Source organism: Sphingopyxis sp. LC363, from assembly GCF_000756385.1.
GTDB lineage: Bacteria > Pseudomonadota > Alphaproteobacteria > Sphingomonadales > Sphingomonadaceae > Sphingopyxis.
In genome coordinates, this window is record NZ_JNFC01000023.1 from 120,770 (window position 1) to 146,475 (window position 25,706).

At 66.5% G+C, this 25,706-nt stretch carries 28 protein-coding genes; 17 read left to right on the forward strand and 11 right to left on the reverse strand.

What is annotated here, in order from left to right; translation table 11 throughout:
* The first annotated feature begins 11 nt into the window (after positions 1-11).
* From FG95_RS10195 to tatC, 3 genes are read left to right on the forward strand one after another with little or no spacing between them, the layout of a single operon-like run.
* Complete coding sequence (locus FG95_RS10195; RefSeq protein ID WP_037555655.1) at positions 12-245, forward strand: twin-arginine translocase TatA/TatE family subunit; 234 nt, start codon at positions 12-14, stop codon at positions 243-245.
* A gap of 32 nt (positions 246-277) precedes the next feature.
* The gene (tatB, locus tag FG95_RS10200) at positions 278-667 is read left to right on the forward strand and encodes a Sec-independent protein translocase protein TatB (protein WP_037555656.1); all 390 of its coding nucleotides are present in this window, start codon (positions 278-280) and stop codon (positions 665-667) included.
* A complete protein-coding gene (gene tatC / locus FG95_RS10205) occupies positions 664-1,473 on the forward strand; it encodes a twin-arginine translocase subunit TatC (protein ID WP_052182277.1) in 810 nt (269 codons plus the stop codon). The genes tatB and tatC overlap by 4 nt, the downstream gene beginning before the upstream one ends.
* Positions 1,474-1,489: 16 nt before the next feature.
* On the opposite strand, the gene FG95_RS10210 is transcribed toward tatC, so the two are convergent.
* Both FG95_RS10210 and mgtE read right to left on the reverse strand, forming a co-directional pair.
* Positions 1,490-1,618, reverse strand: coding sequence for an entericidin A/B family lipoprotein (locus tag FG95_RS10210; protein ID WP_037555657.1), 129 nt, complete (start codon positions 1,616-1,618; stop codon positions 1,490-1,492).
* A gap of 219 nt (positions 1,619-1,837) precedes the next feature.
* Entirely contained in the window at positions 1,838-3,277 is a 1,440-nt protein-coding gene (mgtE, locus tag FG95_RS10215; RefSeq protein WP_037555658.1) for a magnesium transporter, read from the reverse strand.
* A 157-nt stretch (positions 3,278-3,434) separates the two neighbouring features.
* Here mgtE and FG95_RS10220 point away from each other — a divergent pair, with 157 nt between their 5' ends.
* Positions 3,435-3,881 (forward strand): peptidylprolyl isomerase, encoded by a 447-nt coding sequence (locus FG95_RS10220; protein WP_037555827.1) that lies wholly within the window; start codon positions 3,435-3,437, stop codon positions 3,879-3,881.
* 168 nt (positions 3,882-4,049) lie between these two features.
* Here the strand turns inward: FG95_RS10220 and FG95_RS10225 are convergent, their stop codons facing one another.
* Positions 4,050-5,186, reverse strand: a complete 1,137-nt coding sequence (locus tag FG95_RS10225; RefSeq protein WP_037555659.1) for an NAD(P)H-dependent flavin oxidoreductase — start codon at positions 5,184-5,186, stop codon at positions 4,050-4,052.
* Between the two features lie 105 nt (positions 5,187-5,291).
* Between FG95_RS10225 and nadC the strand changes: the two genes are divergently transcribed.
* The 3 genes from nadC to FG95_RS10240 all read left to right on the forward strand — a co-directional run bounded on the left by nadC (position 5,292) and on the right by FG95_RS10240 (position 7,161).
* Entirely contained in the window at positions 5,292-6,140 is an 849-nt protein-coding gene (nadC, locus tag FG95_RS10230) for a carboxylating nicotinate-nucleotide diphosphorylase (protein WP_037555660.1), read from the forward strand.
* Positions 6,127-6,843: a ribonuclease T2 family protein gene (locus FG95_RS10235; RefSeq protein WP_037555662.1), complete on the forward strand. Its 717-nt coding sequence runs from the start codon at positions 6,127-6,129 to the stop codon at positions 6,841-6,843. The genes nadC and FG95_RS10235 overlap by 14 nt, the downstream gene beginning before the upstream one ends.
* Positions 6,844-6,936: 93 nt before the next feature.
* Positions 6,937-7,161, forward strand: coding sequence for a hypothetical protein (locus FG95_RS10240; RefSeq protein WP_037555664.1), 225 nt, complete (start codon positions 6,937-6,939; stop codon positions 7,159-7,161).
* A 39-nt stretch (positions 7,162-7,200) separates the two neighbouring features.
* Here the strand turns inward: FG95_RS10240 and FG95_RS10245 are convergent, their stop codons facing one another.
* Entirely contained in the window at positions 7,201-8,496 is a 1,296-nt protein-coding gene (locus tag FG95_RS10245) for an MFS transporter (protein WP_037555667.1), read from the reverse strand.
* 133 nt (positions 8,497-8,629) lie between these two features.
* Between FG95_RS10245 and pgsA the strand changes: the two genes are divergently transcribed.
* From pgsA to FG95_RS10260, 3 genes are read left to right on the forward strand one after another with little or no spacing between them, the layout of a single operon-like run.
* On the forward strand, positions 8,630-9,202 hold the full coding sequence (pgsA, locus tag FG95_RS10250; RefSeq protein ID WP_037555668.1) for a CDP-diacylglycerol--glycerol-3-phosphate 3-phosphatidyltransferase: 573 nt from the start codon (positions 8,630-8,632) through the stop codon (positions 9,200-9,202).
* A 51-nt stretch (positions 9,203-9,253) separates the two neighbouring features.
* Positions 9,254-9,469 (forward strand): MoaD/ThiS family protein, encoded by a 216-nt coding sequence (locus FG95_RS10255; protein WP_327195730.1) that lies wholly within the window; start codon positions 9,254-9,256, stop codon positions 9,467-9,469.
* Positions 9,466-9,918: a molybdenum cofactor biosynthesis protein MoaE gene (locus FG95_RS10260; protein ID WP_037555669.1), complete on the forward strand. Its 453-nt coding sequence runs from the start codon at positions 9,466-9,468 to the stop codon at positions 9,916-9,918. The genes FG95_RS10255 and FG95_RS10260 overlap by 4 nt, the downstream gene beginning before the upstream one ends.
* A gap of 128 nt (positions 9,919-10,046) precedes the next feature.
* On the opposite strand, the gene FG95_RS10265 is transcribed toward FG95_RS10260, so the two are convergent.
* Positions 10,047-10,952, reverse strand: coding sequence for a hydrogen peroxide-inducible genes activator (locus tag FG95_RS10265; RefSeq protein WP_037555670.1), 906 nt, complete (start codon positions 10,950-10,952; stop codon positions 10,047-10,049).
* A gap of 136 nt (positions 10,953-11,088) precedes the next feature.
* Here FG95_RS10265 and FG95_RS10270 point away from each other — a divergent pair, with 136 nt between their 5' ends.
* A complete protein-coding gene (locus tag FG95_RS10270; RefSeq protein ID WP_200880185.1) occupies positions 11,089-11,556 on the forward strand; it encodes a hypothetical protein in 468 nt (155 codons plus the stop codon).
* Between the two features lie 9 nt (positions 11,557-11,565).
* Here the strand turns inward: FG95_RS10270 and trmFO are convergent, their stop codons facing one another.
* Positions 11,566-12,915: a methylenetetrahydrofolate--tRNA-(uracil(54)-C(5))-methyltransferase (FADH(2)-oxidizing) TrmFO gene (trmFO, locus tag FG95_RS10275; protein ID WP_152567620.1), complete on the reverse strand. Its 1,350-nt coding sequence runs from the start codon at positions 12,913-12,915 to the stop codon at positions 11,566-11,568.
* Between the two features lie 75 nt (positions 12,916-12,990).
* Here trmFO and FG95_RS10280 point away from each other — a divergent pair, with 75 nt between their 5' ends.
* Positions 12,991-13,656, forward strand: a complete 666-nt coding sequence (locus tag FG95_RS10280; protein WP_037555674.1) for a lysoplasmalogenase — start codon at positions 12,991-12,993, stop codon at positions 13,654-13,656.
* Here the strand turns inward: FG95_RS10280 and FG95_RS10285 are convergent, their stop codons facing one another.
* Together FG95_RS10285 and FG95_RS10290 are read right to left on the reverse strand one after the other, a co-directional pair.
* The gene (locus FG95_RS10285) at positions 13,657-14,118 is read right to left on the reverse strand and encodes a host attachment family protein (RefSeq protein WP_037555677.1); all 462 of its coding nucleotides are present in this window, start codon (positions 14,116-14,118) and stop codon (positions 13,657-13,659) included.
* 274 nt (positions 14,119-14,392) lie between these two features.
* Positions 14,393-15,277 (reverse strand): TauD/TfdA dioxygenase family protein, encoded by an 885-nt coding sequence (locus tag FG95_RS10290; protein WP_235211527.1) that lies wholly within the window; start codon positions 15,275-15,277, stop codon positions 14,393-14,395.
* Positions 15,278-15,407: 130 nt separating this feature from the next.
* Between FG95_RS10290 and FG95_RS10295 the strand changes: the two genes are divergently transcribed.
* Entirely contained in the window at positions 15,408-15,794 is a 387-nt protein-coding gene (locus FG95_RS10295; protein ID WP_037555678.1) for a glycine zipper 2TM domain-containing protein, read from the forward strand.
* A gap of 163 nt (positions 15,795-15,957) precedes the next feature.
* On the forward strand, positions 15,958-16,518 hold the full coding sequence (locus FG95_RS10300) for a peroxiredoxin (protein WP_037555683.1): 561 nt from the start codon (positions 15,958-15,960) through the stop codon (positions 16,516-16,518).
* Between the two features lie 165 nt (positions 16,519-16,683).
* Here the strand turns inward: FG95_RS10300 and FG95_RS10305 are convergent, their stop codons facing one another.
* From FG95_RS10305 to gyrA, 3 genes are all read right to left on the reverse strand, one after another.
* Positions 16,684-18,753, reverse strand: a complete 2,070-nt coding sequence (locus FG95_RS10305; RefSeq protein ID WP_037555685.1) for an amidohydrolase family protein — start codon at positions 18,751-18,753, stop codon at positions 16,684-16,686.
* Between the two features lie 80 nt (positions 18,754-18,833).
* Complete coding sequence (locus FG95_RS10310; protein WP_037555686.1) at positions 18,834-19,148, reverse strand: DUF952 domain-containing protein; 315 nt, start codon at positions 19,146-19,148, stop codon at positions 18,834-18,836.
* Complete coding sequence (gene gyrA, locus FG95_RS10315) at positions 19,145-21,859, reverse strand: DNA gyrase subunit A (RefSeq protein ID WP_152567623.1); 2,715 nt, start codon at positions 21,857-21,859, stop codon at positions 19,145-19,147. Before gyrA ends, FG95_RS10310 begins: the two co-directional genes overlap by 4 nt.
* A gap of 256 nt (positions 21,860-22,115) precedes the next feature.
* Between gyrA and FG95_RS10320 the strand changes: the two genes are divergently transcribed.
* From FG95_RS10320 to FG95_RS10330, 3 genes are read left to right on the forward strand one after another with little or no spacing between them, the layout of a single operon-like run.
* Positions 22,116-23,330: a hypothetical protein gene (locus FG95_RS10320; RefSeq protein WP_037555689.1), complete on the forward strand. Its 1,215-nt coding sequence runs from the start codon at positions 22,116-22,118 to the stop codon at positions 23,328-23,330.
* 57 nt (positions 23,331-23,387) lie between these two features.
* Complete coding sequence (locus FG95_RS10325; RefSeq protein ID WP_052182278.1) at positions 23,388-24,311, forward strand: hypothetical protein; 924 nt, start codon at positions 23,388-23,390, stop codon at positions 24,309-24,311.
* Positions 24,308-25,702 (forward strand): sensor histidine kinase, encoded by a 1,395-nt coding sequence (locus FG95_RS10330; RefSeq protein ID WP_037555690.1) that lies wholly within the window; start codon positions 24,308-24,310, stop codon positions 25,700-25,702. Before FG95_RS10325 ends, FG95_RS10330 begins: the two co-directional genes overlap by 4 nt.
* Positions 25,703-25,706: the final 4 nt, after the last annotated feature.

Consider the following 25,706-nt stretch of genomic DNA (forward strand, 5'->3'; position numbering starts at 1 on the left):
GAGAATTTGAGATGGGTAGCTTCAGCATCTGGCACTGGCTCGTGGTCGGGATTCTTGTCCTGCTGCTGTTCGGCAAGGGCCGCTTTTCCGACATGATGGGCGACGTCGCCAAGGGCATCAAAAGCTTCAAGAAGGGCATGTCGGAAGACGATACGCCGACCCCCGCGCCGAAGCAGATCGAGGGCCAGCGCGCGCCCGACGCCACCCCGGTTTCGACCCCGACGGCCGAGCGCGACAAGCTCTGATCGCAGTCCGCTTGCGGGGGAAGTTTTAGGTCATGTTCGATGTTGCGCCCACCGAGTTGCTGCTCGTCGTGGTGGTGGCCCTGGTCGTTATCGGCCCCAAGGACCTTCCCAAGGCGATGCGTTTCGTCGGCAAATGGATGGGGAAGGCGCGCGGGATGGCGCGCCATTTCCGTGCCGGGCTCGACACGATGATGCGCGAGGCCGAACTCGAGGAACTCGAGAAGCAGTGGCGCGAGCAGAATGAGGCGATTATGCGCGAGTTTCCGCGCATCGACGATGTGAACGTATCTCCAACGCCAACGCCCGCCTCGACGCCGGCGGTGGAGGCCAAGCCCCCAACCGAGATCGATACCGACGGGGCGGCTGCCGCCAACCCTCCCGAAACGCATGCGGTGCCGCCCAAGGACGGCCCGTTGCCATGACCGAGGAAACGGCGTCTACTGCCGGGGACGAGGATGGCGGCGGCGGCAAGATGCCGCTCCTCGATCATCTGATCGAACTGCGCTCGCGCCTGTTGAAGTCGCTTCTGGCAATCGGTCTCGCCTTCGGGGTTTGCCTCTATTATGCGAAGCCGATCTTCGGCATTCTGGTCCAGCCGCTCGTGCGCGCGGGGCAGGGCAAGCTGATATACACCCAGCTGTTCGAGGCCTTTTTCGTCGAGATCAAGGTCGCTTTGTTCGCGGCGACAATGATCGCCTTTCCGGTGATCGCCAACCAGCTCTGGAAATTCGTCGCGCCGGGGCTTTATCGCAAGGAAAAGCGCGCGCTGCTGCCTTTCCTGCTCGCGACCCCGGTGCTGTTTGCGATCGGTGCGAGCTTCGCCTATTTCATCACCATTCCGATCGCGCTCAAATTCCTGCTCGGATATCAGGGCGACATCGGCGGAATTACGCAGGAAGCGCTGCCGTCGGTCGGCAATTATCTGAGCTTTACGATGCAGTTCATCATGGCGTTCGGCATCGCCTTCCTGCTGCCGATCCTGTTGATGCTGATCGAACGGTCGGGGCTGGTGACGCGCGAGCAGCTCGTGTCGGCGCGCCGTTATATGATCGTCGCGGCCTTTGCGATCGCCGCGGTGTTCACACCGCCCGACATCCTCAGTCAGCTGTTACTGGCGGTGCCGCTCGTATTTCTCTACGAAATGTCGCTCTTTGCGATCTGGTTTACCCAGCGCCGACGCAAAACAGGCGCCGAAGAGGCGCCTGTCGAGCCTCTCGAAGAGGCTTAGGGTAAGATCCTTCAGATCAGTCGATCGCGTCGCTGCCGGCCTGACCGACCGATTCGATATCCCGGCCGACACCCTTCACCGTGTTGCAACCAGCGACCAGAAAGCTGGCAAGCAGGGTAAGAAGGATAATACGAACACTCGACATTCTTCACCTCATCAGAATTGAGCGCAAAATGGCCCGGCACGCTTCGAGGGGGGGGAGGGAATGCGAGCCGGGCCAATGTTGCTGAGCAGCGCTGCGGGGGGGCGATGACCGCTGCTCGAATAGGAAACGACCGATGCGGCCGATAAGTTCCCGAAAAAAATCGCAGGCATGAAATTTTTTTCGCCGCTTTTGAATCGCTCGGATTTCAGCGGCTTGGCTTCAAAGCGTGGTGAGTCCGCTGAGCACGGCGAGGCCCAGAAAGGCCAGGAAACCCATGGAATCGGTCGTCATCGTCACGAATATCGAGCTGGCGACCGCGGGATCCTGATCGACACGGTCGAGCAGCAGGGGGATTGCGACCCCCGCGACCCCGGCGACGAAGATATTCACGATCATTGCCGCGGCGATCACGCCGCCGAGCATCGGGTTGCCGAACCAGAGCGCCGTCGCAGTGCCGGCGATGAGCGCAATCGTGCCGCCGTTGAGCAGCGCGATCTTCATTTCGCGCCAGATCGCGCGCCAGCTGTTCGAATCGGTGAGCTGGTTCATCGCGAGGGCGCGCACCGTCACCGCCAGTGTCTGCGTCCCGGCGTTGCCGCCAACCCCCGCGACAATCGGCATCAGCGCCGCGAGCGCGACCATATGTTCGATCGCGCCGCCGAACAGGCCGACGATCGTCGAGGCGACGAGTGCGGTGCCGAGGTTGGCGACGAGCCAGCGCACGCGCGCGCTGTACGTCTCGCGGATCGGCTCGTTGATGTCGCCGTCGCCGGCGCCCGACAGGCGGAGAATATCCTCGCCCGCCTCTTCCTGGATGATGTGGACAACATCGTCGACCGTGATCATGCCGACGAGGCGCCCCGCCTTGTCGACGACGGCGGCCGAGATCAGCGCATATTTCTGAAAGCGTAGCGCGACCTCTTCCTGATCCATATCGACCGGGATCAGCGTCTGTTCGCGCTTCATCACGTCACCGATCGCGATGTCGCGCGGAGTGCGCAATATCCAGCTCAGCTGGCAGGTGCCGACCGGGCGGTGCATCGGATCGACGACGAAGATTTCCCAGAAATCGCTGGCAAGCTCAGTATCTTCACGAAGGCGGTCGATGACATCGCCGACGGTCACATGTTCGGGCACTGCGACCAGGTCGCGCTGCATCAGGCGGCCCGCCGATTCCTCGGGGAAGGACAGCGCGTCCTCGATCGCGGCGCGATCCTCGGGCTCCATCGCCTGAAGGACGGCCTGCTGCTCGTCCTCCTCCATATCCTCGATGATCGCGACCGCGTCGTCGGTGTCGAGTTCGGAGGCGAGTTCGGCCACTTGCTCCGGCGCGAGAAGATCGATCAATTCTTCGCGAACATAATCGTTCATTTCCGCGAGCACGTCGGCGGAAAGCATGTCGCCAAGCACCGCGGCGAGCATCGGACGCTCGTCGGTGCGCGCGAGTTCGAACAGATCGGCGATGTCGGCGGGATGGAGGCGGCCCACGCGCTCGCGCGCGGCCTCTCCCTCGCCGGCCTCGGCAAGTTCGATCACGTCGCGGACGAATTCGGGTTTCAGCCGATCATCCTCGTCGAGTTCGGTTTCGGGCTCGCGGCTGAGGGCATCGTCAACAATCGCCATATCATCAGGCGGCAGGGAATCTTCGCGTTTGTCCATCGCGCGGTCCTCCCTGGTCTTGCGGCGTCCGAGCCTTCCCCTAGAGCGGCCATGCTCCGATGGCAACGCCGTGACGGACCCTTTCGGCATTTAGAGCGTGGCCTTGGGCGCCGCGTCCGTCTATGGCACCGCCAAACCCGACCATAGGAGTAACAATATGTCCGAAACCCTCACGCTTTCGCTGTCGACCGGCGATGTCGTCATCCGCTTGCGTCCCGACCTCGCCCCGCAGCATGTCGAGCGCATCACCAGCCTTGCGAAGGAAGGCTTTTACGACGGCGTCGTGTTCCACCGCGTGATCCCCGGCTTCATGGCCCAGGGCGGCGACCCGACGGGCACCGGCATGGGTGGGAGCAAGCTGCCGGACCTGCCGCAGGAATTTAGCAGCGAGCCGCATGTCCGTGGCGTTTGCTCGATGGCGCGCGCGCAGAATCCGAACAGCGCCAACAGCCAGTTCTTCATCTGCTTCGAAGATGCGCGTTTCCTCGACAACCAGTATACCGTCTGGGGCGAAGTCACCGAAGGCATGGAAAATGTCGATGCGCTGCCCAAGGGCGAGCCGCCGCGCGAGCCCGGCAAGATCGTCAAGGCGACCGTTTCGTAATCGACGACCGCAATCCTCCCTGTGCCGCAGGTATGGGGAGGGGGACCATCGGGAGGATGGTGGAGGGGCTGCGAGCATCGCGAGCGCTTCGCGCTCTGCCCCTCCGTCAGCCGCGATACGGCTGCCACCTCCCCATCGCTGCGCGACAGGGAGGATCAACGACGCGAGCTAGTCGCCGATAAAGCCGTTGAGTCGTTCGCAGGCCGCGACCCAGTCTTCCTTGAATGCCTGCACGACCTGCCCGGCGCCCATCGCCTCGTTCATCAGGCCGACACCCTGACCGACCCAATAGGTCGCGAGCGCCTTGGCGCCTTCGTGGCCGCCTTCGGACAATTTATCGACCTTGCGCAGCGCGGGTTCGCTGACCAGCGACTGGAGCGGCATCGGCAAGGGTTTGGGCGCCCCCTCGGCCTCCCACGCGTCGGTCCATGGCGAGCGGAGCTGGCGTGACGTCTTGCCGGTGCGGCTTTTCGAGCGCACGGTGTCGCGCGCCGAGGCGGCGAGCATCTTTTCCTTCACGACCGGGTTGGTTTCGGCCTCGGCAGTGGTGAGCCACACCGATCCGCACCAAGCGCCGTGCGCGCCCATCGCCATCGCCGCCGCCATCTGGCGCCCGGTGACGATGCCGCCCGCGGCGAGGATCGGCGTGCTCGCGCCGATCGCCTCGACCGCCGCCGCCACTTCAGGCACGAGCACCATCGTCGCGACCTCGCCGCAATGGCCGCCCGCTTCGCCGCCCGCGACGACAAGGATGTCGACGCCCGCGCGAACCTGCGCCAGCGCATGGTCGCGCGTCCCGACGAGCGCGGCGACCGGGACATTGTGGCGCTTGCCGAGCTCGAGCATCAGCGGTGGCGGGACGCCGAGCGCATTGGCGATCAGCTTGATCGGGTGGCGGAAGGCGACTTCGAGAAGTCTGGCCGCGCCGTCTTCGTGCATATTGTCGCCGAAGCTTTGGCGCGTTTCCATCGCTGCCTCGAGCCCCGCGGCATCGACGTCGAACTTGCCGAGCAGGTCGGCGGCGAATTGCAGATGGGTTTCGGGCACCTTCGCGACGCCCGACGAGGGGGCGTCGCCTTTGCCCGCGAAGCTGTTGGGGACGATCAGGTCGACGCCATAGGGGCGACCGCCGATATGCTCGTCGATCCATGCGAGTTCCTCTTCGAGCCGTTCGGGCGGTAGTGCGGCGGCGCCGAAGACGCCCATGCCGCCCGCTTTCGACACGGCGACGACGACGTCGCGGCAGTGCGAGAAGGCGAGGAGGGGGAATTCGATGGCGAGCATCGCGCAGATGGGGGATTGCATGGGACCTCTCCGAAGTTGGCAAAGTTGCCGCGTGGCGTGCATGTCAGCGCCAGTTGACGTAAACGTCAAGTTGATTTGCTCGGCGGGCGGATTATCGCGGGGGACATGACCCAGTTCACGCTCCCCGATTTCGACCTTGATGCCTTTGTCCGCGCCACTTTGGCCGAGGATCTGGGCGCGGGGGGCGACATTACCTCGATGGCGACGATCCCCGCCGACGCGCGCTTCGGCGGAGTGATGGACAGCCGCGATGCGATCATCGTGGCGGGGCTGCCGATCGCCGAGCGATTCTTTCGCGCGCTCGAACCCGGCATGGAGATCGCGATACTGGTCGAAGAAGGCGCCGAAGTTGCCGCGGGAAGCGACCTGATGCGCTTGTCGGGCAATGCGCGCGCGATGCTGACCGCCGAGCGGTCGGCGCTCAACACGGTGCAGCATCTGTCGGGGATCGCGACGATGACGCGCCAATATGTCGATGCGCTGACGGGTACCGGCGCGACCTTGCTCGACACGCGCAAGACGATCCCGGGGCTTCGCGTGCTCGAGAAATATGCGACGCGGATGGGCGGCGCGAAGAATCATCGCATGGGTCTGTGGGATGCCGCGATGATCAAGGACAATCATGTCGCGGTCGCGGGATCGGTCGAGGAGGCCGTGCGGCGCGCGGTCGACGCGGGAATCGCCGACATCATCGTCGAGGTCGATCGCGTCGCGCAGGTCGAACCCGCGCTGAACGCCGGCGCGACGCATCTGTTGCTCGACAATATGGGGCTCGACGAACTCCGCCAGTGCGTCGCGCTCGTCGGCGGCAAGGTCCCGACCGAGGCGTCAGGCGGCGTGCGGCTCGACACGATCCACGATATCGGCGCGACGGGAGTGACCTATGTCTCGGTCGGGCGACTGACGCAGTCGGCGCCCGCGGCGGACATCGGCCTCGACTTTGCGCTGGCTTAGCGCCGCCGCGCTGGCGCTGATGCCGGTCGCGGCGCAGGCGCAGGCGCTGTCCTGCTCGGTGCCCGACCGCATCCCGGTCCCGCGGCTCGAACAGCCGCGCCGGGGCGAGCCGGTGCGCAAACCCCCGATCACCGGCTATCTGCTGGCCATGAGCTGGTCGCCGCAACATTGCGCCGACGTGCGCAATCCCAAGGGCGCGCGCGATGCTTTCCAATGTTCGGGCGAGAACGGCCGTTTCGGCTGGGTGCTCCATGGGCTGTGGCCCGAGACCGACAGTCGCGGCTATCCGCAATGGTGCCGCCCGGCGAAGATCGTGCCGCAGCCGGTGCTGAGGAAGCATCTGTGCATGACGCCGTCGGCGCAGCTTCTCCAGCACGAATGGGCGAAGCACGGGACGTGCATGAGCCCGCACCCCGCGGCCTATTTCCGCTCGGCCGAAATATTGTTCGGTGCGGTGCGCTTTCCCGACATGAAGGCGCTCGCCGCGAAACCGCAGACCGCGGGCAGCATCCGCCGCGCCTTTGCCGCCGCCAATCGCGGCGTGACGGCGCCGATGATTGCGGTGTCGGTCGGCCGCGAGGGTTGGCTCGACGAAGTGCGGCTTTGCCTGGGACCGCGCATGAAGCCCGCGCGGTGCAAGCCGTTCCAGGCGGGGGCGAAAGAGGGGCGCCGCGTGCGCGTGCGGCCGATGGCCGGAGGTTAAGCCGCGAGGGAAAAGCGTCCCGCCATGGGACGGCCCGGACGTTAACACTCTTTTAACCTTACCGATCCGTTAACATCGCCCTAGCTTCGGGGCATGGACTCGGACGATCATATCGACATTCGCGAGCGCGTGCGGGCGCATGGCGTGCGGCAACTGGCGATCGCACGGCTCAACGCACCGGCGGACTGGCAGGGCGAATTGCGCGCGGCGCTCGCGGCGCACCGCGAACCGGTCACGATCTGGTCGAACAATGACTTGCGGCTGTTTCTGCAGAGCTTTGCGGTTTTCTTTACCGCGACGATGATGTTCTTGATTTGAGGACGGGTTTCGAGCGGAACTAGCCGTCGCCGCTTCCGGTCAGTCGCAAGCCCGGTGCAGTTTGACCGCGAGCCAAGCGGAGATCAGGCACATGGCGGCGCTCATCAGCAGTTGGTCGACGACGCCGATTCCGGCGAAGCCGAGGCCCATTGCGAGGAGCGAGCCCGCGACCATTGCGCCCGAATTGACGATGTTGTTCGCGGCGACGGTTCGCGCGGTCTGGTCCTTGGGGACCGTGGTGGTCAGGAAGGCGTAGAGCGGCACGACGAACATGCCGCCGCTGATCGCGATGCCGAGCAGCGCGGCGAGGAGCGGGATGACGTCGGGGTGGCCGAGGAAGCCTTCGATCCCGTACATCACGCCCGACGGGTCATGTTCCCAGTTGCGGCACACCCAATAGAAGGCGACGACGAAAACACCCATGACGATGACGCTGGCGGGGCTGTAGCGCGCCGATACCTGCCCCTTGAGCAGGCGGTTCACCGCGACCGACCCGATCGCGATGCCGATCGAGAAGATCGCGAGGAAGAGGCTGGCGACGCTCTTGTCGGCGTGGAGGATATTCTTCACGAGCGGCGGAAACTGGATGAACAGCACCGCGCCGATCGTCCAGAAAAAGCTGATCGAGAGGATCGCGAGATAGAGGCGCGGGATGTGCATCGTGCCGCGGACGAGTGCGATCGACGAGCGGATGATGTGCCAGTCGATGCCCGTTTCCTCATGCTCGGGCGGGGCGGGGGGCACTTTGCGTCCGGTCCAGTAACCGATCCCCGCGACAAGGACGACGCCGAGCGCCGCCCATTCGACGTCGATCACGCCCGCGAGGATCGTGCCCGCGAGAATCGCGATATAGGTGCCCGCCTCGACGAGCCCGGTGCCGGCCAGCACCTCGTCGCTTTGCAGGTGCTGCGGCAGGATCGCATATTTGATCGGGCCGAAAAAGGTCGAGTGGATGCCCATCGCGAAGAGCGCGAGCATCATGAGCGGGATCGCGATCAGATGCACCGCAAAGCCCATCCACGCGAGGACGAGCCCGAGCCCGCCGACGAGCATGATCAGAATTTCGCAGAATTTGACGATGCGGATGATCCGCGCCTTGTCGCGCGTGTCGGCGAGCTGGCCCGCGAGCGCGGAAAGCAGGAAGAAGGGCAGGATGAAGAGCCCCGTCGCGACCGCACTGAACAATGTTTCCGAGGCTTCGTCGTTGAACACGCCGTAAACGACGAAGAGCACCATCGCGTTCTTGAACAGATTGTCGTTGAACGCGCCGAGGAGCTGGGTGACGAAAAGGGGCAGGAACCGGCGTTGCTTCAATAGCGCGAAGGAGCCGGTCATGCGTGGTCCAATCTTTTCAATCTTGTTCGGTCACCACGCAAATCGCGGGCAATTTGGTTGTCGCCCGGGGGGCTTATCGGCTAGGGCGGACAGGGTCAAAGGTCATTTTGGACCGCCTATATCGACGGGGATCATGCTGAGCCTTCCCAACATCCTGACCCTTTCGCGAATCCTTGCGGTCCCCATCCTGCTTTTCCTTCTGTGGCCCGGGGTGGTGGAGGGATCGCACCAGCCGAAGCCGATCGACTATGCGCTCGCCTTCGGCCTTTACTGCCTGATGGGCATTACCGACTATTTTGACGGCTATGTTGCACGCTCGCGCGGGATCGTGTCGCGGCTGGGCGCCTTCCTCGACCCGATCGCCGACAAGATCATGATCGCGGCGGTGATATTGCTGCTCGTCTTCACGCGCGACATCGCGGGTTGGCATGTCATCGCCGCGCTGATGATCCTGCTGCGCGAGATCATCGTGTCGGGGCTGCGCGAGTTCCTCGCGACATTGCAGGTGTCGATGCCGGTGACGCAGCTTGCGAAGTGGAAGACGACCTTCCAGCTCGTTGCGTTCGGCGCGCTGATCCTTGCGGGCGCCTTGCCCGCAATAGGGTGGATCAAGACGGTCGGGCTCGTCTCGCTGTGGGGCGCCGCGGTGCTGACGCTGATCACCGGCTGGGATTATCTGCGCGTCGGCCTGAAGCATATGGATTGAGGTCGGCCGATGGCGCTGAACATCGCTTATTTTTCGTGGGTCCGCGAAAGGATGGGGGTGGCCGACGAGACGGTCGATGTGCCCGCGGGCGTCGGCGACGTCGGCGCGCTGATCGCCTGGCTCGCGGCGCGCGACGCGCGCGGCGCGCTGGCCTTTGCCGAGCCGCAGCGTATCCGCGCCGCGATCGACGGGGTGATGATGGGCCCCGATGCGCCGCTGTCGGGTGCGCGCGAGCTTGCGCTGTTTCCGCCGGTGACCGGGGGATGATCCGCGTATTGGTTCAGTCGTCGGCGATCGAGGTCGCCGCCGAGTTCGACCTGCACGATGCGGGCGGGCATGGCGCGAGCGCGAGCTTTATCGGGCGCGTGCGCGGCGACCACGGATTGGCCGAGCTGTTCCTTGAGCATCATCCCGTCATGACCGAGGCCGGACTGGGCAATCTGGCCCATGCGGCGGCGGACCGCTGGAAGCTGTCGGCGCTGACATTGATCCACCGCATCGGCGCGATGGCGCCGGGCGAGACGATCGTGCTCGTGCTCGCGAGCAGCGCACACCGCGCCGAGGCGCTGGCGGCTTGCGAGTTTCTGATCGACCGGCTGAAAACCGATGTGATGCTGTGGAAGCGCGAAAGCTTCACCGATGGGCGGGTGGCGTGGGTCGAGGAGCGCGAGGGCGACCAGAGTCGCGCGGAGCGGTGGGAATCGGACATTCCATAACCGTCGCCCCCGCGAAGGCGGGGGCCGCTGTCGGTTTACACAATGCCGCTGAGTAAGGCCGCTAGCGGCCCCCGCCTTCGCGGGGGCGACGGCTAAGTTCGGTCGTTTTCTAACGAATATTCGGGACGCTAGTTCACCTGATGTTTGCGGAAAATATCCGCGAGCAGGCGGAACTCGTCGGCGCGGGGGCTGCCCTTGCGCCAGACGAGCGCGATCGTGCGCCAGTCATGCTCCGAATCGAGCGGGCGCGTGTCGATGTCGGTGTGGTCGAGGATGCCGGCCTCGATCGCCATTTGCGGCAGCATCGTGATGCCGAGGCCGTTGTCGACCATCTGGACGAGCGTGTGGAGCGAGGTGCCCATCATCCGCGCCCCGGCGCGCAATTCGGGGCGGTTGCATGCGGCCAGGACATGATCCTTCAGACAGTGCCCGTCCTCGAGCATCAGCATCTGCGCGGGGTCGAGCTGGTCGGCGCTGACCATGGCGGGCAGGTCTTCGCTCTGCTCGCCGGGGAAGGCGACGAAGAGCGCGTCGTCGAACAGTTTCTCGCTCTCGACGTCGCCGCACGCATAGGGGAGCGCGAGCAGCACGCAGTCGACGGTGCCGTGATGGAGCGATTCGCATGCCTGCGCGCTCGGTTCCTCGCGCAGGAAGAGCTTCAACGACGGGCGTTCCTTGCGCAGCCGCGGCAGCAGACCGGGAAGGAGGAAGGGCGCGATCGTGGGGATGACGCTCATGCGCAGTTCGCCGACGAGCGGCGCGGACGCGGCGGCCGCCATATCGGCGAGCTCCTCGGCCTCGCGCAGCACGCGGTGCGCCTTTTCGACGATCGCGTTGCCGAGCATGGTGAAGCGGACGACGCGGCGGGTGCGCTCGACGAGCGTCTGGCCGAGCAAAGTCTCGAGCTCGCGGATGCCCGCCGACAGCGTCGACTGGGTGACGTTGCACGCGTCGGCGGCGCGGCCGAAATGGCCGTGCTCGTGGAGCGCGACAAGATATTGCATCTGCTTCAGCGAGGGGAGGTAATTGTGCATTGATCGGATATAGCAATTGACGCTGGGCTTTTGAACAAGCCTGTCGATTAAAATTCGCCGCCATTATGGCGTCGTCCGTTGGCGCCCGCACGCGCGCCGTGATAGCAAGGGCCGATCAACCGGCGCGGAGGGGCGGATGGCGATTTCCCGATTTCTGATCGGCGGCGTGGCGAGCGCGCTGCTGCTGACCGGCGGGCTGTTCATGTGGAAGGGCTATACGCAGATCGCGGAGGTCGAGGTGCTGCCCGATCCGCCGCCCGCCTTGCCCGCAATTCCGGTCGCGGCGGCGAATGCGCCGAAACGCGGCCCGGCGCCGCCGGCGCTGCCCGCCGCGAAAGAGGCGTCGCGCGAGGAGCGGCGCTTCAACCGCTTCGATCGCGACCGCAACGACAAGATCAGCCGCGTCGAACTGATGTCGTCGCGCACCGCGGCGTTCCGCAAGCTCGACAAGGACGGCAACAATCTGCTGACCTTCGAGGAATGGGCGGTGACGACGGGTGCGCGCTTTGCCAGCGCCGATGCCGACAAGTCGGGCGATCTGACGCGCGCGGAATTTGCAACGACGGCGCCGAAGCGAGCGGCGAAACCGAAGTGTAGTTGCTGAAGCCGGCGGTCAGGCCGCGACGCCCTCCGCCTGCTTCATCCACTCCGCGAGCTTCGCGCCCGCGCGCTGCGTATAGCCGAGCTTGCGGTCCTTCTTGCGCACATCCTCGGCGAGCGGCGGGAAGAGGCCGAAATTGACGTTCATCGGCTGGTAGGAGGACGCATCGGCGCCACCGGTTATATGGCCGAGCAGCGCGCCGAGCGCGGTTTCGGGCGGCGGCGGGGGCAAGGTGCGGCCGCCGAGCTCGGCAATGGCGAAACGCGCGGCGACGAGGCCGATCGCGGCGCTTTCGACATAGCCCTCGCAGCCGGTGATCTGGCCGGCGAAGCGGATATGCGGGGCGGATTTGAGGCGGAGCTGGGCGTCGAGCAGTTCGGGCGAGCGGATGAAGCTGTTGCGGTGGAGACCGCCGAGGCGCGCGAACTCGGCCTTTTCGAGGCCGGGGATGGTGCGGAACAGCTCGACCTGTGCGCCGTGTTTGAGCTTGGTCTGGAAGCCGACCATGTTCCAGAGCGTGCCGAGCGCATTATCCTGCCGCAGCTGGACCACCGCATAGGGCCAGCGCCCGGTGCGCGGATTGTCGAGACCGACCCCCTTCATCGGGCCGAAGCGGAGCGTTTCGGGGCCGCGCTCGGCCATGACCTCGATCGGCATGCAGCCTTCGAAATAGGGGGTGTCCTTTTCCCAGTCCTTGAAATCGGTCTTTTCGCCGTCGACCAGCCCCTGGACGAAGGCGTGATATTGCTCCTTGTCCATCGGGCAGTTGATATAGTCCTTGCCGTCGCCGATCGGCCCGACCTTGTCCCAGCGGCTCGCCATCCACGCGACGTCCATGTCGATGCTGTCGCGGTAGACGATGGGGGCGATCGCGTCGAAAAAGGCGAGCGCGTCCTTGCCGGTCGCGGTGCCGATGCTCGCGGCGAGGCCGGCGGCGGTGAGCGGGCCGGTGGCGACGATCGTCGGGCCTTCGGCGGGCAGCGTGTCGATGCGTTCGCGGACGATGGTGATATTGGGGTGCTCCGACAGCGCCTTGGTGACGCCGCCCGAGAAGAGGTCGCGGTCGACCGCGAGCGCCGAGCCCGCGGGGACCTTCGTCGCGTCGGCTTCGCGCATGATGATCGAGCCGAGCGACCGCATCTCGCGGTGGAGCAGGCCGACGGCGTTGCTGTCGCCGTCGTCGCTGCGAAAGCTGTTCGAGCACACCATCTCGGCGAGCGCGTCACCCTGATGCGCCGGGGTCATATCCCCGCCGCCGCGCATTTCGGAGAGGCGCACGCGATAGCCGGCCTCGGCGAGCTGCCACGCCGCCTCGGAGCCCGCGAGGCCGCCGCCGATGATGTGAATGTCGTGCGCCACTATTTACCCTAAACATTGACTTGCAGTTGGTCCGCCGCGCACTAGGCCCATTGACGGCAAGATGCAAAGGGGCGGGCGATGAGCAGCGAACAGGGTTGGGATCGGGCGCGGTGGCTGTGGTGGCTGGCGCTGGCCGGCGGCGTCGGATTCTTGGTCGCGGTGTTCCAGCGGCTCGATGGTCCTGCAATCTGGGCGTGGAAGGCGACGGGGGTTGGCTTCCTGGCGCTGTGGGCGGCCGCCAATGCGCGCGAAAGGAGCGGCTGGCTGATCGCGGCGGCGCTCGGTTTCGGGGCGCTCGGCGACTGGCTGCTCGATGCGAAGGGACTCGAGACAGGCGCGGTCGCATTCGTGGTCGGGCACATCATCGCGATCATCCTGTATCTGACCAACCGGCGGGCCGCGATGACGCCGTCGCAGCGCCTGCTCGGATGGCTGACCATGCCCGCGACGCTGGCGATCGTGTGGGGCATGCTGAGCCCCGCACCCGGCTGGTGGCACGCCGCCGTCTATTCGCTGTTCGTCGCCGCGATGGCGGCGGCGGCGTGGACCAGCCGTTTCCCGCGCTATCGCACGGGGGTGGGCGCGATGCTCTTCCTCGCGAGCGACCTGTTCATCTTCGCGGGCGAGGGCGCTGTTTTGTCCAAGGACGTCACGATGTGGCTCGTCTGGCCGCTCTATTTCGGGGGGCAGGCGCTGATCGCGTGGGGCGTGGTCAGCACCTTGTCCAAGGAGGCGCGCGCCTGATCAGGAAGGCGGCGCGGCTTCGCCGACGAGCAACGCCTCGATGTCGGGGATCGGGCGGTCGGTCATTTCCTTGACATGCTCGCCAACGATCCTTGCACTGACCTCCTTATGCCATAGCGGGCGCAGCTCGCCCATCGTGCGCGCGGGCGCGACGACGACGAGCGCATCGAATTTTCCAGATAGCGCCATCGCATTCACCTTTTCGGCGAGGTCGCGCGCGAAGCGGTCCTCTTCCTGCTGGTGGAAATCGGCTTCCTCCATCGTGTCCTGAAAGCCGCCGGCACCGGCGGGGCGGCTCGACCGGCCCGCGGCGTCGGTCTTGATATCGCTATCCTTGCGATCCCCGCGCTCGCGGTGTGAAGACATGCGCAAGTCGATTCGCAGCTCGTCGCCCTGATTGCGCAGGAACAGTGCCTTGCGGCCGTCGGCGACGAGGATGAGGGCGTTGTTGGGGAGGGTCATGGTAGTTGCTCCTTCTGACGGGAGCAACGCGTGGGGGGTAGGCAGGGTTTCGCGACGTGTCGGGACGGCGAGGCGGTTGGACGGGTTTCGGTCGGGAGCTACCTCGATCCTCCCCGGCACGGGGAGGGGGACCACCGAAGGTGGTGGAGGGGCACGGGCGGAGTCGCGCGACGAATAAAGGGCAGGAAACACCTCGCGTGCCCCTCCACCATGCTTCGCATGGTCCCCCTCCCCCAAGGGGGAGGACCGTCCGCTTCCCTCTCCCCAACAGTCGTCAGGCCAGCCCGTCCCATGCCGCGATCGTCGTGCGGTGGAGGAGGCGGTCGTGGCCGTCATAGCCGCCGGTCGCGCGGTGGAGGACCGAGCGATTGTCCCACATGACCAGCATGTCGGGCTCCCAGACATGGGTATAGCGAAACGCCTCGCGGCCCTGCCACTGGATCAGTTCGTAAAGCAGCGGCAGCCCCTCGGCATCGTCGAGCCCGTCGAAGCCGATGATATAGCCCGCGCAGCCGAACAGGCCCTTGCGGCCCGTTTCGGGATGAGCGCGGACGAAGGGATGCAACTGCGTTTCGAGCGCCTCGTCGCCCGAGCGGATATCCATGCTGCGGTTCTTGTCGTTTGCGCCGTACATGCCCTGCGGCGCGTAGCCCGCACGGGCGCTGTGGATCGCCTGCAACCCTTCGACGCGCGCGCGAAAGTCGGCGGGCATCGCGTCGAGCGCGGCGTGCTGGTTGGCGAATTCGGTGCTGCCGCCGACGGGCGGTATGGTGATGCCGAAGAGGCAGGTGCCGGCAGGCGGGCGGGCTTGAAAGCTCCAGTCGCTGTGCCAGTTTTCGGCGAAAAGCGGCGCGGTTTCGTCGGCTTTGCGCTTCACCGCGATGATATGGTCGTGGCCGGGGATCGGGCGAATGAAGGGATCGTCGCCGAAGCCGCCGAAATAACGGGTGAAACGCTCGAGATCCGTCTCGCTCATTTTCTGGTCGGGGAAGGCGAGGACATGATGATCGAGCCATGCGGCGCGGATGTCGGCGATCGTTCCGGCGTCGAGCGGCTGCGTGAGGTCGACGCCGGTCACGCGCGCGCCGCACGCCTGGCCGCTGGGGATGATGGTGAGCGTCATGGCAAGGATGCTGCGCCGATTGCTGCGTGCGGTCAATCGGCAGCGGCAAAGCGCCCCGAAAGATCGCCGAACCGATGGGGGTCGGGACGGTGAGGCGCCGGCAGTTCAGCCAGGCGCCATCTTTGCCGTCCTAATCTGATCCGCGGGGGCAAGACGGAGAAGACAGATGTTCCTGTTCAAGAAACTGGCGTTGGCGGCGTTGATCGGCGCGAGCACCGTCGCGGCACTGCCCGCCGAGGCGGAGGCGCGCGATCGCCATCACCGCCATGGCTATTACGGCGATCGCGGTGATTATCGCGATTACCGCCGCGACTATCGTCGCGATTACCGACGCGATTACAGGCGCGATTACCGGCGCAGCCACTATCGCGACCGCCGCTATTATTGCCGCCGCGGCAGCGGCGCCACTGGCCTGATCGTCGGCGGTGCCGCGGGCGCCCTGCTCGGCCGCGAAGTCGATCGCTACGGCGACCGCCTGCCCGGCACGATCATCGGCGGCGCCGCGGGCGCGCTGATCGGGCGCGAGATCGATCGCGGCGGTCGCCGCTGCTGATCGGCGGATGACCGCCGGCTGGCGCTCGCGCCGCGCGCACCCAAGGGCCGCGCGGCGCGACGTCTGCCGGTCGGCCGCACAGGTTCATTTGCTGTCTGCGAATATGGCGGTAGAGTGGCTGTCCCGGCGGGGATCGTCCCGCTGTTCCCCATGGAGGCCGCTGATGAAATTTCTGGCAAAACTGACGATGGCGGCCGGTCTCGGCCTGTCGCTGGCGGTCATCGCGCCACAGGGCATCGCGGCGCTTCAGCAAGGCGCGAAGGCGCCTGATTTTACACTGAGCGCGGCGCAGGGCGGCAAGCCGTTCAACCTGTCGCTGAAACAGACGCTGAAGAAGGGGCCGGTGGTGCTCTATTTCTTCCCCGCCGCCTTTACGCCGGGCTGCACGCTCGAGGCGCATCTGTTCGCCGAGGCGAGCGACGATTTCAACAAGCTGGGCGCGCGCGTCGTCGGCGTCACCGCGGGCAATATCGATCGCGTCGCCGAATTTTCGAAGTCCGAGTGTCGCGACAAATTCGCGGTCGCGGCCGATCCGGGCGCGAAGGTCGCGGCGAAATATGATTCGACGATGCGGCGCCCCGACGGGACGATGCTGTCGAACCGGACATCCTATGTCATCGCCCCCAACGGGACGATCCTGCTCAGCTACACCGACAGCAAGCCGCAGGCGCATGTCGAAAAGACGATGGCGGCGGTAAGGGCGTGGAAGGCGCGGCGACGCTGATCGGGAGCTGAGGCGGTAATGGCCGGAACCTACCGTCGCCCCCGCGAAGGCGGGGGCCGCTAGCGGCCTTTATTCAGCGCTGTTGCGCAAACCGACAGCGGCCCCCGCCTTCGCGGGGGCGACGGTTGTGGAATGTCCGCTCCCCACCCCAAAGCCGCTATCGGGCTATTTCGGAGCGCCGCTATACCCCGCCGCTTTCCGCAGCGCGTCGGCGTCCATGACATAGCCGTCGCTGACCACGGTCACGACGCGGCGGAGCGCGCCGAGGTCGGTCGCGGCGTCGCCGTCGACGAGAACCATGTCGGCTTCTTTGCCCACCGCGATCGAGCCGGTGCGTTTGTCGGCGCCGACGACGTGTGCCGGAAGGATCGTCGCGCTCTGGATCGCTTCGGCGGGGGTGAAGCCCGCCTGCCGGTAGATTTCGAGTTCGCGGATCAGTTCGATCCCCCAACCATCGGTGCCGGCGACGATCGGCACGCCCGCCTTGTGCAGCCGGCGCACGAGCTCGACCATCTTCGCATAGCTTTTGCGATAGTCGTCGCGTGTCAGCCCCTCGACGAGCGGATAACCGCCCGCCGTGAACGCGGACCGTTCGATAACGGGCGAGATGATGCCCATATAGGGGGCATAAGCCGGATGCGGCTTGCCGCCGTCCTGCGTCAGCATGCCCTCGAAGATCACGATTGTCGGGTCGACGATCGTCTTTTTCGCCGCGAGATCGGCGATGAAGCCCTTCATCAGCGGGGCGTCGAGGTCGACGTCCTTGAAATAGCGCGCGGGCCCTTCCATCCGCGCCCTTGTGTTCGATTTGTCGATCACCTCGCGCGGCATCGATTCCATCACGACGAAATTGAGGTGCGTGAGTTCGTCATAGCCCGCGGCGACCGCCTCGCTCGGCTTCATCGTTGCAGGGACATGGCCGTGGACGTGGAGGCCGAGCCTGTGTGCTTCGGCGGCGGCGGGGGCGATCCACGCGGGATTCATCGAGGTATAGAATTTGACGCCCCAGAGGCCCGCTTCCTTGACCCGGCGCACGGCCGCGATCGCTTCTTCGGCGCTGCCGACCACCTCGGCGCCCTGCGCCGCGAGCGGGTCCTTCTTGTCGATGATGACCGAGATGAAGGGCTCGCCCATCAGCAAACTGCCCTCGGCGCGGCGCTTGGTCGCGTCGACCGCGCGGTCGAAGGTCGTGCCGGGGCTGCGGAAGCTGGTGATCCCGTTCGCCATGTTCGAGAGCACGTCCCAATCGTCGCCGATATGAAGGTGGCTGTCCCAGATGCCCGGCACCAGCGTCTTGCCGCGCCCGTCGATGACACGCGTCCCGGCGGGCGCTTTCAGCGATCCGGCGGCGCCGATCGCGGCGATCCTGCCATCCTGCGCGAGCACCGCGCGCGACGTGAGGAAAGTACCCTTGTCGGCGTCGAACAGCTGGACATTGTCGAACAGCACGGGGGCCTTGGCGGCGGGGGTCAGGAAACGGCTAGCGACGCCGGCGACCGCTTCGGCCGTCGCCTTTTCCTGAACGTCGCGGAGTTGCTTGAGCGCGCCCTCATAGCCCGCCGGAATGACCGAGATATAGCTGATGTCGGCGAAATGGCGCTTGTTTTCGTCGAGCCAGACGGGGAGCGGCGAGGGCAGGATGCCGCTGATGAAAGCGAGCTGGACCGTCTTGGGGCCACCGGGCCCCTGAATGACCTCGGTCGGGCCGAAGGTCATATGGCCTTTGCCGCTCGGCAGGAAGGCGAGCCCGGCGTCGCCCGCGGCCGCGAGCGCGTCGATCAGCGGGGCGTTGGCGATGCCGACGCCGCCCGCCGGGATGTACCAGCCGCCGGCGGCGGCTTCGCCCGCATCATTGGCGGTTTTCCAGCTCGCGCGGCCGTTTGCGACGCGAAACTCCTCGGCCGCGTCGCCCGACATGGTGACGCCGCGGACGGTCACCGCCGCGATCGTGCCGTCGGGTGCGAAGGTCGTGACCTGGTCCATCTCGGTGATCCAGCCGCGCAGTTCCTGCGACCAGCGATAGGCGGTGCGGCCATCGGGAAGCTGCCAGCGCCACTGATTGCCGTGCTGCCCGGCTTCGGAGACGACCGAATAGCGCACCGCATCGGCGGGGGGCTTCAGCAATTCCTCTTTGGGGACGGGCTTCGACTGCGCGGCGGGGGCGGGCGCTTCATGGGCGTGGACGGCAACGGGCGCGGCGGAGGCCAGCAGGGCGGCGATCAACAGGAGGCGCATCTTCTCTCTTCCCCAAAGAACGGACGGCGTAAGGTCCGACGATGGTGGGGAATTTCAGCGCACGAAGCAAGATGCGGCTGTCAGCAGTCGCGCTTCTGGAGGCTCACGACCGCATGGATCGGCAGTTCGGCGTAGATGTGCGGGAAGAGGTCGCCGCCGCGCGCGGGTTCCCAGCGGATGGCGTCGCCGAGGAGGACAAGGTCGACCTCGGCGATCATCAGCCCGGTTTCGCCCGCGAAATATTTGGCGATCGTCGTCTCGAGCTGCCCGGCGGTCGACAGGTGGATATAGCCGTCGGCGATATCCACCGGTGCGCCTCGGAAGACGCGTTCGCGCTCGAAATCCGCCCATTGCTGCGCGGTCAGCACCTTGAAGGCCGTGGCGGGCGTCGTCATTCGGACGGCGCCTCGCTCGCGGGGTTTTCGGTCGCGGTGTCCGCGTCTTCGCCCTCTGCTTCGTCGCCTTCCTCGATCAGCGCCGCCGAGACGACATGCTCGTCCTTCGCAACGTCGAACAGGCGCACGCCGGCACTGCCGCGACCGATGACGCGCATCGAATCGAGCCCCATGCGGATGAGCTTCGCCTGATCGGTGACGAGCATCAGCTGGTGCGCCTTGGTGGCGGGGAAGCTGGCAACGACGGGCCCGTTGCGGCCGATATTGTCGATGTTGGTGATACCCTGACCGCCGCGGCCGGTGCGGCGATATTCATAGGCCGACGAGATCTTGCCATAACCGTTGGCGCAGACGGTGAGGATGAATTGTTCGCGTGTCGCGAGTTCGGCCATGCGGTCGCCGGGCAGCGTCGGTTCGTTTTCGTTATCCTTCCACGGCGCGGCGCGGAGATAGGCTTCGCGCTCCTCGCTGCTGGTTCCGACGCGGTGGAGGATCGAAAGCGAGATCACCGCGTCGCCGTCGGCGAGGCGCATGCCGCGGACACCGGTCGAATTGCGGCTCTGGAATTCGCGGACATCGTCGCCGGCGAAGCGGATCGCCTTGCCCTGGCGCGTCGCGAGCAGCACATCGTCGCTTTCGTCGAGCAGCGCGACGCCGATCAGGCGGTCGTCCTCGTCGTCGCCCTCGAACTTCATCGCGATCTTGCCGTTCGAGGGCACGTTGGTGAAAGCGTCCATGCTGTTCCGACGCACGCTGCCCTTCGCGGTTGCGAACATGACGTGCAGCTTGCCCCATTCGGCCTCATCCTCGGGTAGCGGGAGGACGGTCGAGATCGTCTCGCCCTGCGCGAGTGGCAGCAGGTTGATCATCGGGCGGCCGCGCGTCGCCGGCCCGCCCTCGGGCAGGCGCCATACTTTCATGCGATAGACCTTGCCCGCGGTCGAGAAGAAGAGGACGGGGGTGTGCGTCGAGGTGACGAACAGCTCGGTAACGACATCCTCGTCCTTGGTCGCCATGCCGGCGCGGCCCTTGCCGCCGCGTCTTTGAGCCCGGAACGTGTCGAGCGGGGTGCGCTTGATATAGCCGTCGAGGGTGACCGTGACGACCATCTCCTCGCGCTCGATCAGATCCTCGTCGTCGATGCCGTCGGCGGCGGGAGCGACGAGCGTCTTGCGCGGGGTCGCAAATTCGTCGCGCACCGCGACGAGCTCCTCGCGCATCACGCCATAGAGCTTGACGCGGTCGGCAAGGATCGAAAGCAGTTCCTCAATCTCGGACGCCAACTCCCCGAGTTCCTTACCGATTTCGTCACGGCCAAGCGCGGTGAGGCGGTGGAGGCGGAGGTCGAGGATCGCTTTCACTTGCACTTCGGACAGGCGATAGGTGGCGCTTTCCTCCATCTCGCCCTCGATCGCTTCGACGAGGCGGATATAGGGCGCGATCTCGCCGATCGGCCATTCGCGCGCGAGCAGGGCTTCGCGAGCGGCGGCGGGCGAGGGCGAGCCGCGGATGATGCGGACGACCTCGTCGAGATTGCTGACCGCGACGACGAGGCCGAGCAAGATGTGCGCGCGGTCGCGCGCCTTGGCGAGTTCGAACTTGCAGCGGCGGGTGATCACCTCCTCGCGGAAGGCGATGAAGGCGGAGAGGATATCCTGCAGCCCGAGCATCTCGGGACGGCCGCCGCGGATCGCGAGCATGTTCGCGGGGAAGCTCGACTGCGCCGGGGTGTGACGCCAGAGCTGGTTCAGGACGACTTCGGCGGTCGCGTCGCGCTTCAGCTCGATAACGACGCGCACGCCCTCGCGGTTCGATTCGTCGCGGATGTCGGCGACACCCTCGATCCGCTTGTCGCGCGCCGCCTCGGCGATTTTCTCGACGAGGCCCGACTTGCCGACCTGAAAAGGAATCGACGTCAATACAATCGATTGGCGGTCGTTCCTGCCTTCCTCGATGATGTGCGTCGCGCGCATCATGATCGAGCCGCGTCCGGTGGCATAGGCGCTCCGTGCGCCGCCCTGGCCGAGCATCATCGCGCCGGTCGGGAAGTCGGGGCCGGGGACGATCGCCATCAGCTCCTCGAGCGTGACCGGCGGCCCGCCTTCGAGCTGGCGGTCGATCATCGCGAGCGTCGCGTCGATCACCTCACCGAGGTTGTGCGGCGGGATGTTGGTCGCCATGCCGACCGCGATGCCGCCCGCGCCGTTGACGAGCAGGTTGGGGAAACGCGCCGGGAGCACGGTGGGCTCGTCGCGGCTCGCGTCATAATTGGGCTGGAAGTCGACGGTGTCCTTGTCGAGATCGTTCAGCAGCACCATCGCGGTCTTGGCAAGGCGCGCTTCGGTGTAGCGCATCGACGCCGGCGGATCGGGGTCCATCGAGCCGAAATTGCCCTGACCGTCGATCAGCGGAACGCGCAGCGACCAGTCCTGCGTCATGCGTGCGAGCGCGTCGTAAATCGCGCTGTCGCCGTGCGGGTGATAGTTACCCATGACGTCGCCGACGATTTTTGCCGATTTCTTGTACGGACGGCCCGGAACGAAGCCGCCTTCCTGCGCCGCGTAGAGGATGCGGCGGTGGACCGGCTTCAGCCCGTCGCGCACGTCGGGGAGCGCGCGGCTGACGATCACGCTCATCGCGTAATCGAGGTAGGACGTCTTCATTTCGTCGACGATATTGATCGGCGAAACGCCGTCGTCGGACGGCTGCATAGGCGTATTTTCTTCGGTCAAGACCCGGCCTTTTTCTGCTCTTTCGGGAGATGGATTTGGTCTAGCCCATGGGTGCGGGAAAGACCAGCGATTCGGTCGCTTTGCCGGGATTTTTTTACCTGCGAAAACGGCGGCGAAGGTGCGGGAAAACAAGGTGAAGGCGTGACGTCATCGCGGCGCATCGCGGGGCTTGCCAATCGCTTCACCGGTCCTAAAGCTTCACCGCGATGACCGCTGCCGAAAAAAGCTGGCGCCGATGGCCCTGATCGCGCTGGTCGGCGCTTCCGAAACGCTGCCCGACGGGTCGCTGCGCGCGCTCGTCACCGTCGCCGGCGAGACGCTGTTCGAGCGTCAGGCGGCGCGTCTGGCCGACGTCGGGGTGACGCATATCGCAGTCGCGGTCGCCGCGGTCCCTGCCGAACTGCTCGCGACCTGCGACCGCATTCGCCGTCGCGGGATCAAGGTGACTCCGGTGCGCGCGGCGAGCGACCTCGTCCCGCTGGTCGAGGCCGACGACCGGATCATCCTCGTCGCCGACGGCCTCCGCGCCGGTGGCACGCATTACGCGGCAATCGCAAAGCCCGGATCTCCCGCGATCCTCGTCACCGGCGACACGATGCTGACGCAGGGTTTCGAGCGGATCGACGCGACGCGGCGCTGGGGCGGCCTCGCCTCGATCTCCCAGCCGATGGTCGCCGAACTCGCGGGCATGCCGGGCGAATGGGACATGATGCTGACCCTGCTGCGACTCGCGGTGCAGGCGGGCGCTCGGCGGCTCTATTGCGAGCCCGCCCTGTTCGAGCAGGGCGAGATCGCGATCGTCGCCGATCGCCCGACCGCGGCGCTGATCGAGCGATCGAGCCTGCAACAGGTCGAATATGGCGGCATGGGGCTCGGGCGGTCGGCGATCATGATGCCGGTGATCCGGCTCGCGGGGCCGCTGCTCGTCAAATCGCCGACAACCGCACGCTATCTGCCGCATGTCACCGCGCTCTTGTGGGTGGCGGTCGCGCTGCTCGCCGCGAGCGGCCTCGCGGCGGCGGGCGCGCTCGTCGCGGTCCTCGGCGGGCTGGGGCTGGCGGCGATGCGCTTCCTGTCGGCGTTTCGCGCCGAAAGCGCCGCTCAGGACCGGGCGCGCGACGTCATCCGCTCTTTTGCATGGGTGTTGCTCGCGGTCTTTCCCTGGCTGCTGTCGCTCGCCGGGCCGGGGCACAAGATGCCGCTCTTTTCGGAAGCCGCGCTCGCGCCATGCCTCGCCGCGGCGATCCTGCTGGCGCGCGCGCTCTATGAGGATTCGGGCGAGCGGCGGCGCTTTCACTGGCTGCTGCCCGATGCGGACGAGGCTTGGATCTTGCTCGCCCCCGCGCTGCTGTTCGGCTTTGCCCCGCTGATGTTCGCGATCCTGCCACTGCTCGCGCTGCTCCAGATCCTGCTGTGGCTCCGTCTCGCACGTCGTCCCGAGGCGCGGTAAACAACAGTCTTCAAGGTTTAAGGCCTATTAACGTCATGCTGATATTGGCGGACGCGCATGAGTGAATCGGTCCTCTCCCCCGGCATCGACCCGCCGTCGCCGACGCTGTCGGCGCGCCTGCACGAGCTGGCGGATTATCTGACCGCGCCCGCGGTGGGCCGGTTGACCGAAGAACAGCGCGCGTTGGCGCTGGGCATCGCGCGGCGGATGGTCATGGACATCGCTGCGCGGCTCGATCCCGCGATCGATCCCGCAGCTCTATGGAATGAGTGGCTTCGCGGCGGACTGCCCTCCGCACCCCGGCTCGCGGGCGTCTGTTTCGCGCGCGTCGAGGAACATCGCTGGCGCGAGCAATCGACACAGCGCAGCAGCCCGCCGCCGCTGCTGTCCGAACCCGAAGCGGCGAACGACGAGGCGCCTCCCGTCGGCGAAGCGCTGTCCGACGTCGACCAAGCCTATCTGGCGTTGCAGATCGCCGACCGCCGGCGGTTCGACGCGCTTGGCAATCCGGCGATCGCGATCGCCGACCTCGATAGCGAGACCTTCCGGGCGCTGCTGCTCGATATCGCGGCGTGGCGGTTGGCCGAGGTGAGCAAGGACGCGAAGCGCGCCGCCAAGCTGGGCGACGCCGTGCGCGCCGAAACAGACCGCCACGCGACCGAAAGCGGGATCGCGGACGCGGGACGCGCCTACCACGAAGCACTGGGCGCCGATGCCGCCGATGCGGCGGCCGCCGCGATCGCACGGCACGATTGGCCCGTGCTGATCGCGCTCGCGGCGGCGGCGCATCGCCGCAGCTATGACGACATGGCGCTGGCGCTGCTGACCGCCGAGAGCGCGGCGCTGCCGTCGCTTTTCGCGCCGCTGCGGCTCGATCGGCTGGCGCTGGCGCCGATCGAGGCATCGCTGGCGATGCTGCCGGCACGCGCGGTGGGCGACGACGACCATAACGAATGTCGAAGCACGGAGCGCGTACGGTGAACGAGCGCGTCATCCGGGGCCGGATCGACCGGTCGGGCGCGCTGGTAAGCGCCGACGCGCCGCTGCTGCGCCTGCAACAGCGCGCGGGCGCGGGACTCGACAAGCCGCTCGCGCTGCCGCACCTCGCGCGCCTCGTCACGCTGGCGCAGCGGCTGCATCGCGACATCAGTCGGCCGCTGTATGCGGCCGACGACCATAGCGACATCCACGCGCTCGTCCGCATCACCCCCGACGCCGACGGTGCAAGCCTCGAGATCACCGACTGGCGTACCCGGCCGCTGAGCCAACCCCAGACGCCGCCGATTGCCGAGGGCGCCGTGGTTCCGCAAAGCTGGGCATGGGAATGCGACCAGCAATTGCGTATCGTCGCGCTGCGCGCGGCGGCCGATGCCCCGCCGGTTCCCGAAGGCTGGGAAGGGCGCTCGCTTTCCGAATTGTTCGAGTTGCAGCCCGACGATGACGGCCGTTTTCCGGTGCTGCGCGCGCTGGCGCGGCAGGCGCGCTTCGACGGCCAGCGCGTCCGGACGGGGCAGATGATGATGACGCTCGCCGGCGAGGCCTTGTTCGACGCGACCGGACGCTTCACCGGCTTTCGGGGCAACGCGGTCGCCGCCGAGGAGCAGCCCGCGGCTCAGCAAAGGAATCCCGGCGCGCTCGTCGATCCGGCCTTTGGATCGCTACCGCTTTCGGACCCGCAGTTCGGGCGCCGCATCGACGGCGCGCTACGCGGACCATTGAGCCGCATCATCGCGACGGCCGAGACGATTTCGGGCCAGTTCGACGGGCCGATCCGCGCTGATTATGCGCGCTACGCCGGCGATATCGCGCACGCCGGGCGGCACCTGCTCGGCCTCGTCGACGACCTTGCCGACCTCCAGAATATCGAGCGCCCCGGTTTCAAGGCGGCACGCGACGAGATCGACCTCGGCGATCTGGCCCGCCGCGCCGTGGGCCTGCTCGCCATGAAGGCCGAGGAAAAGGGCATCCGCATCGACGCGCCGCGCACCGACGACCGGGCGCCAGCCTATGGCGAGTTTCGTCGCGTTCTGCAGGTGCTGCTCAACCTGCTCGGCAACGCGATCCGTTACTCGCCCGACAATTCGCAGATATGGATTCGCGTCGACCGCGAAGAAGACCGCGCGACGGTGACCGTCGCCGACCAGGGGCAGGGCATCGACGCCGAGCAGCAGGCGGTGGTGTTCGAAAAGTTCGAGCGGCTCGGGCGCACCGACAGCGGCGGATCGGGACTGGGCCTCTATATCGCGCGCCGTCTGGCGCGTGCGATGGACGGCGACCTGACCGTCGACAGCGCGCCGGGGCAGGGAGCGCGGTTCACCTTGAGCCTGCCGGTGCGGGATGACGATACAAGGGACGTCAGCAACCGGTCGTAAGCCC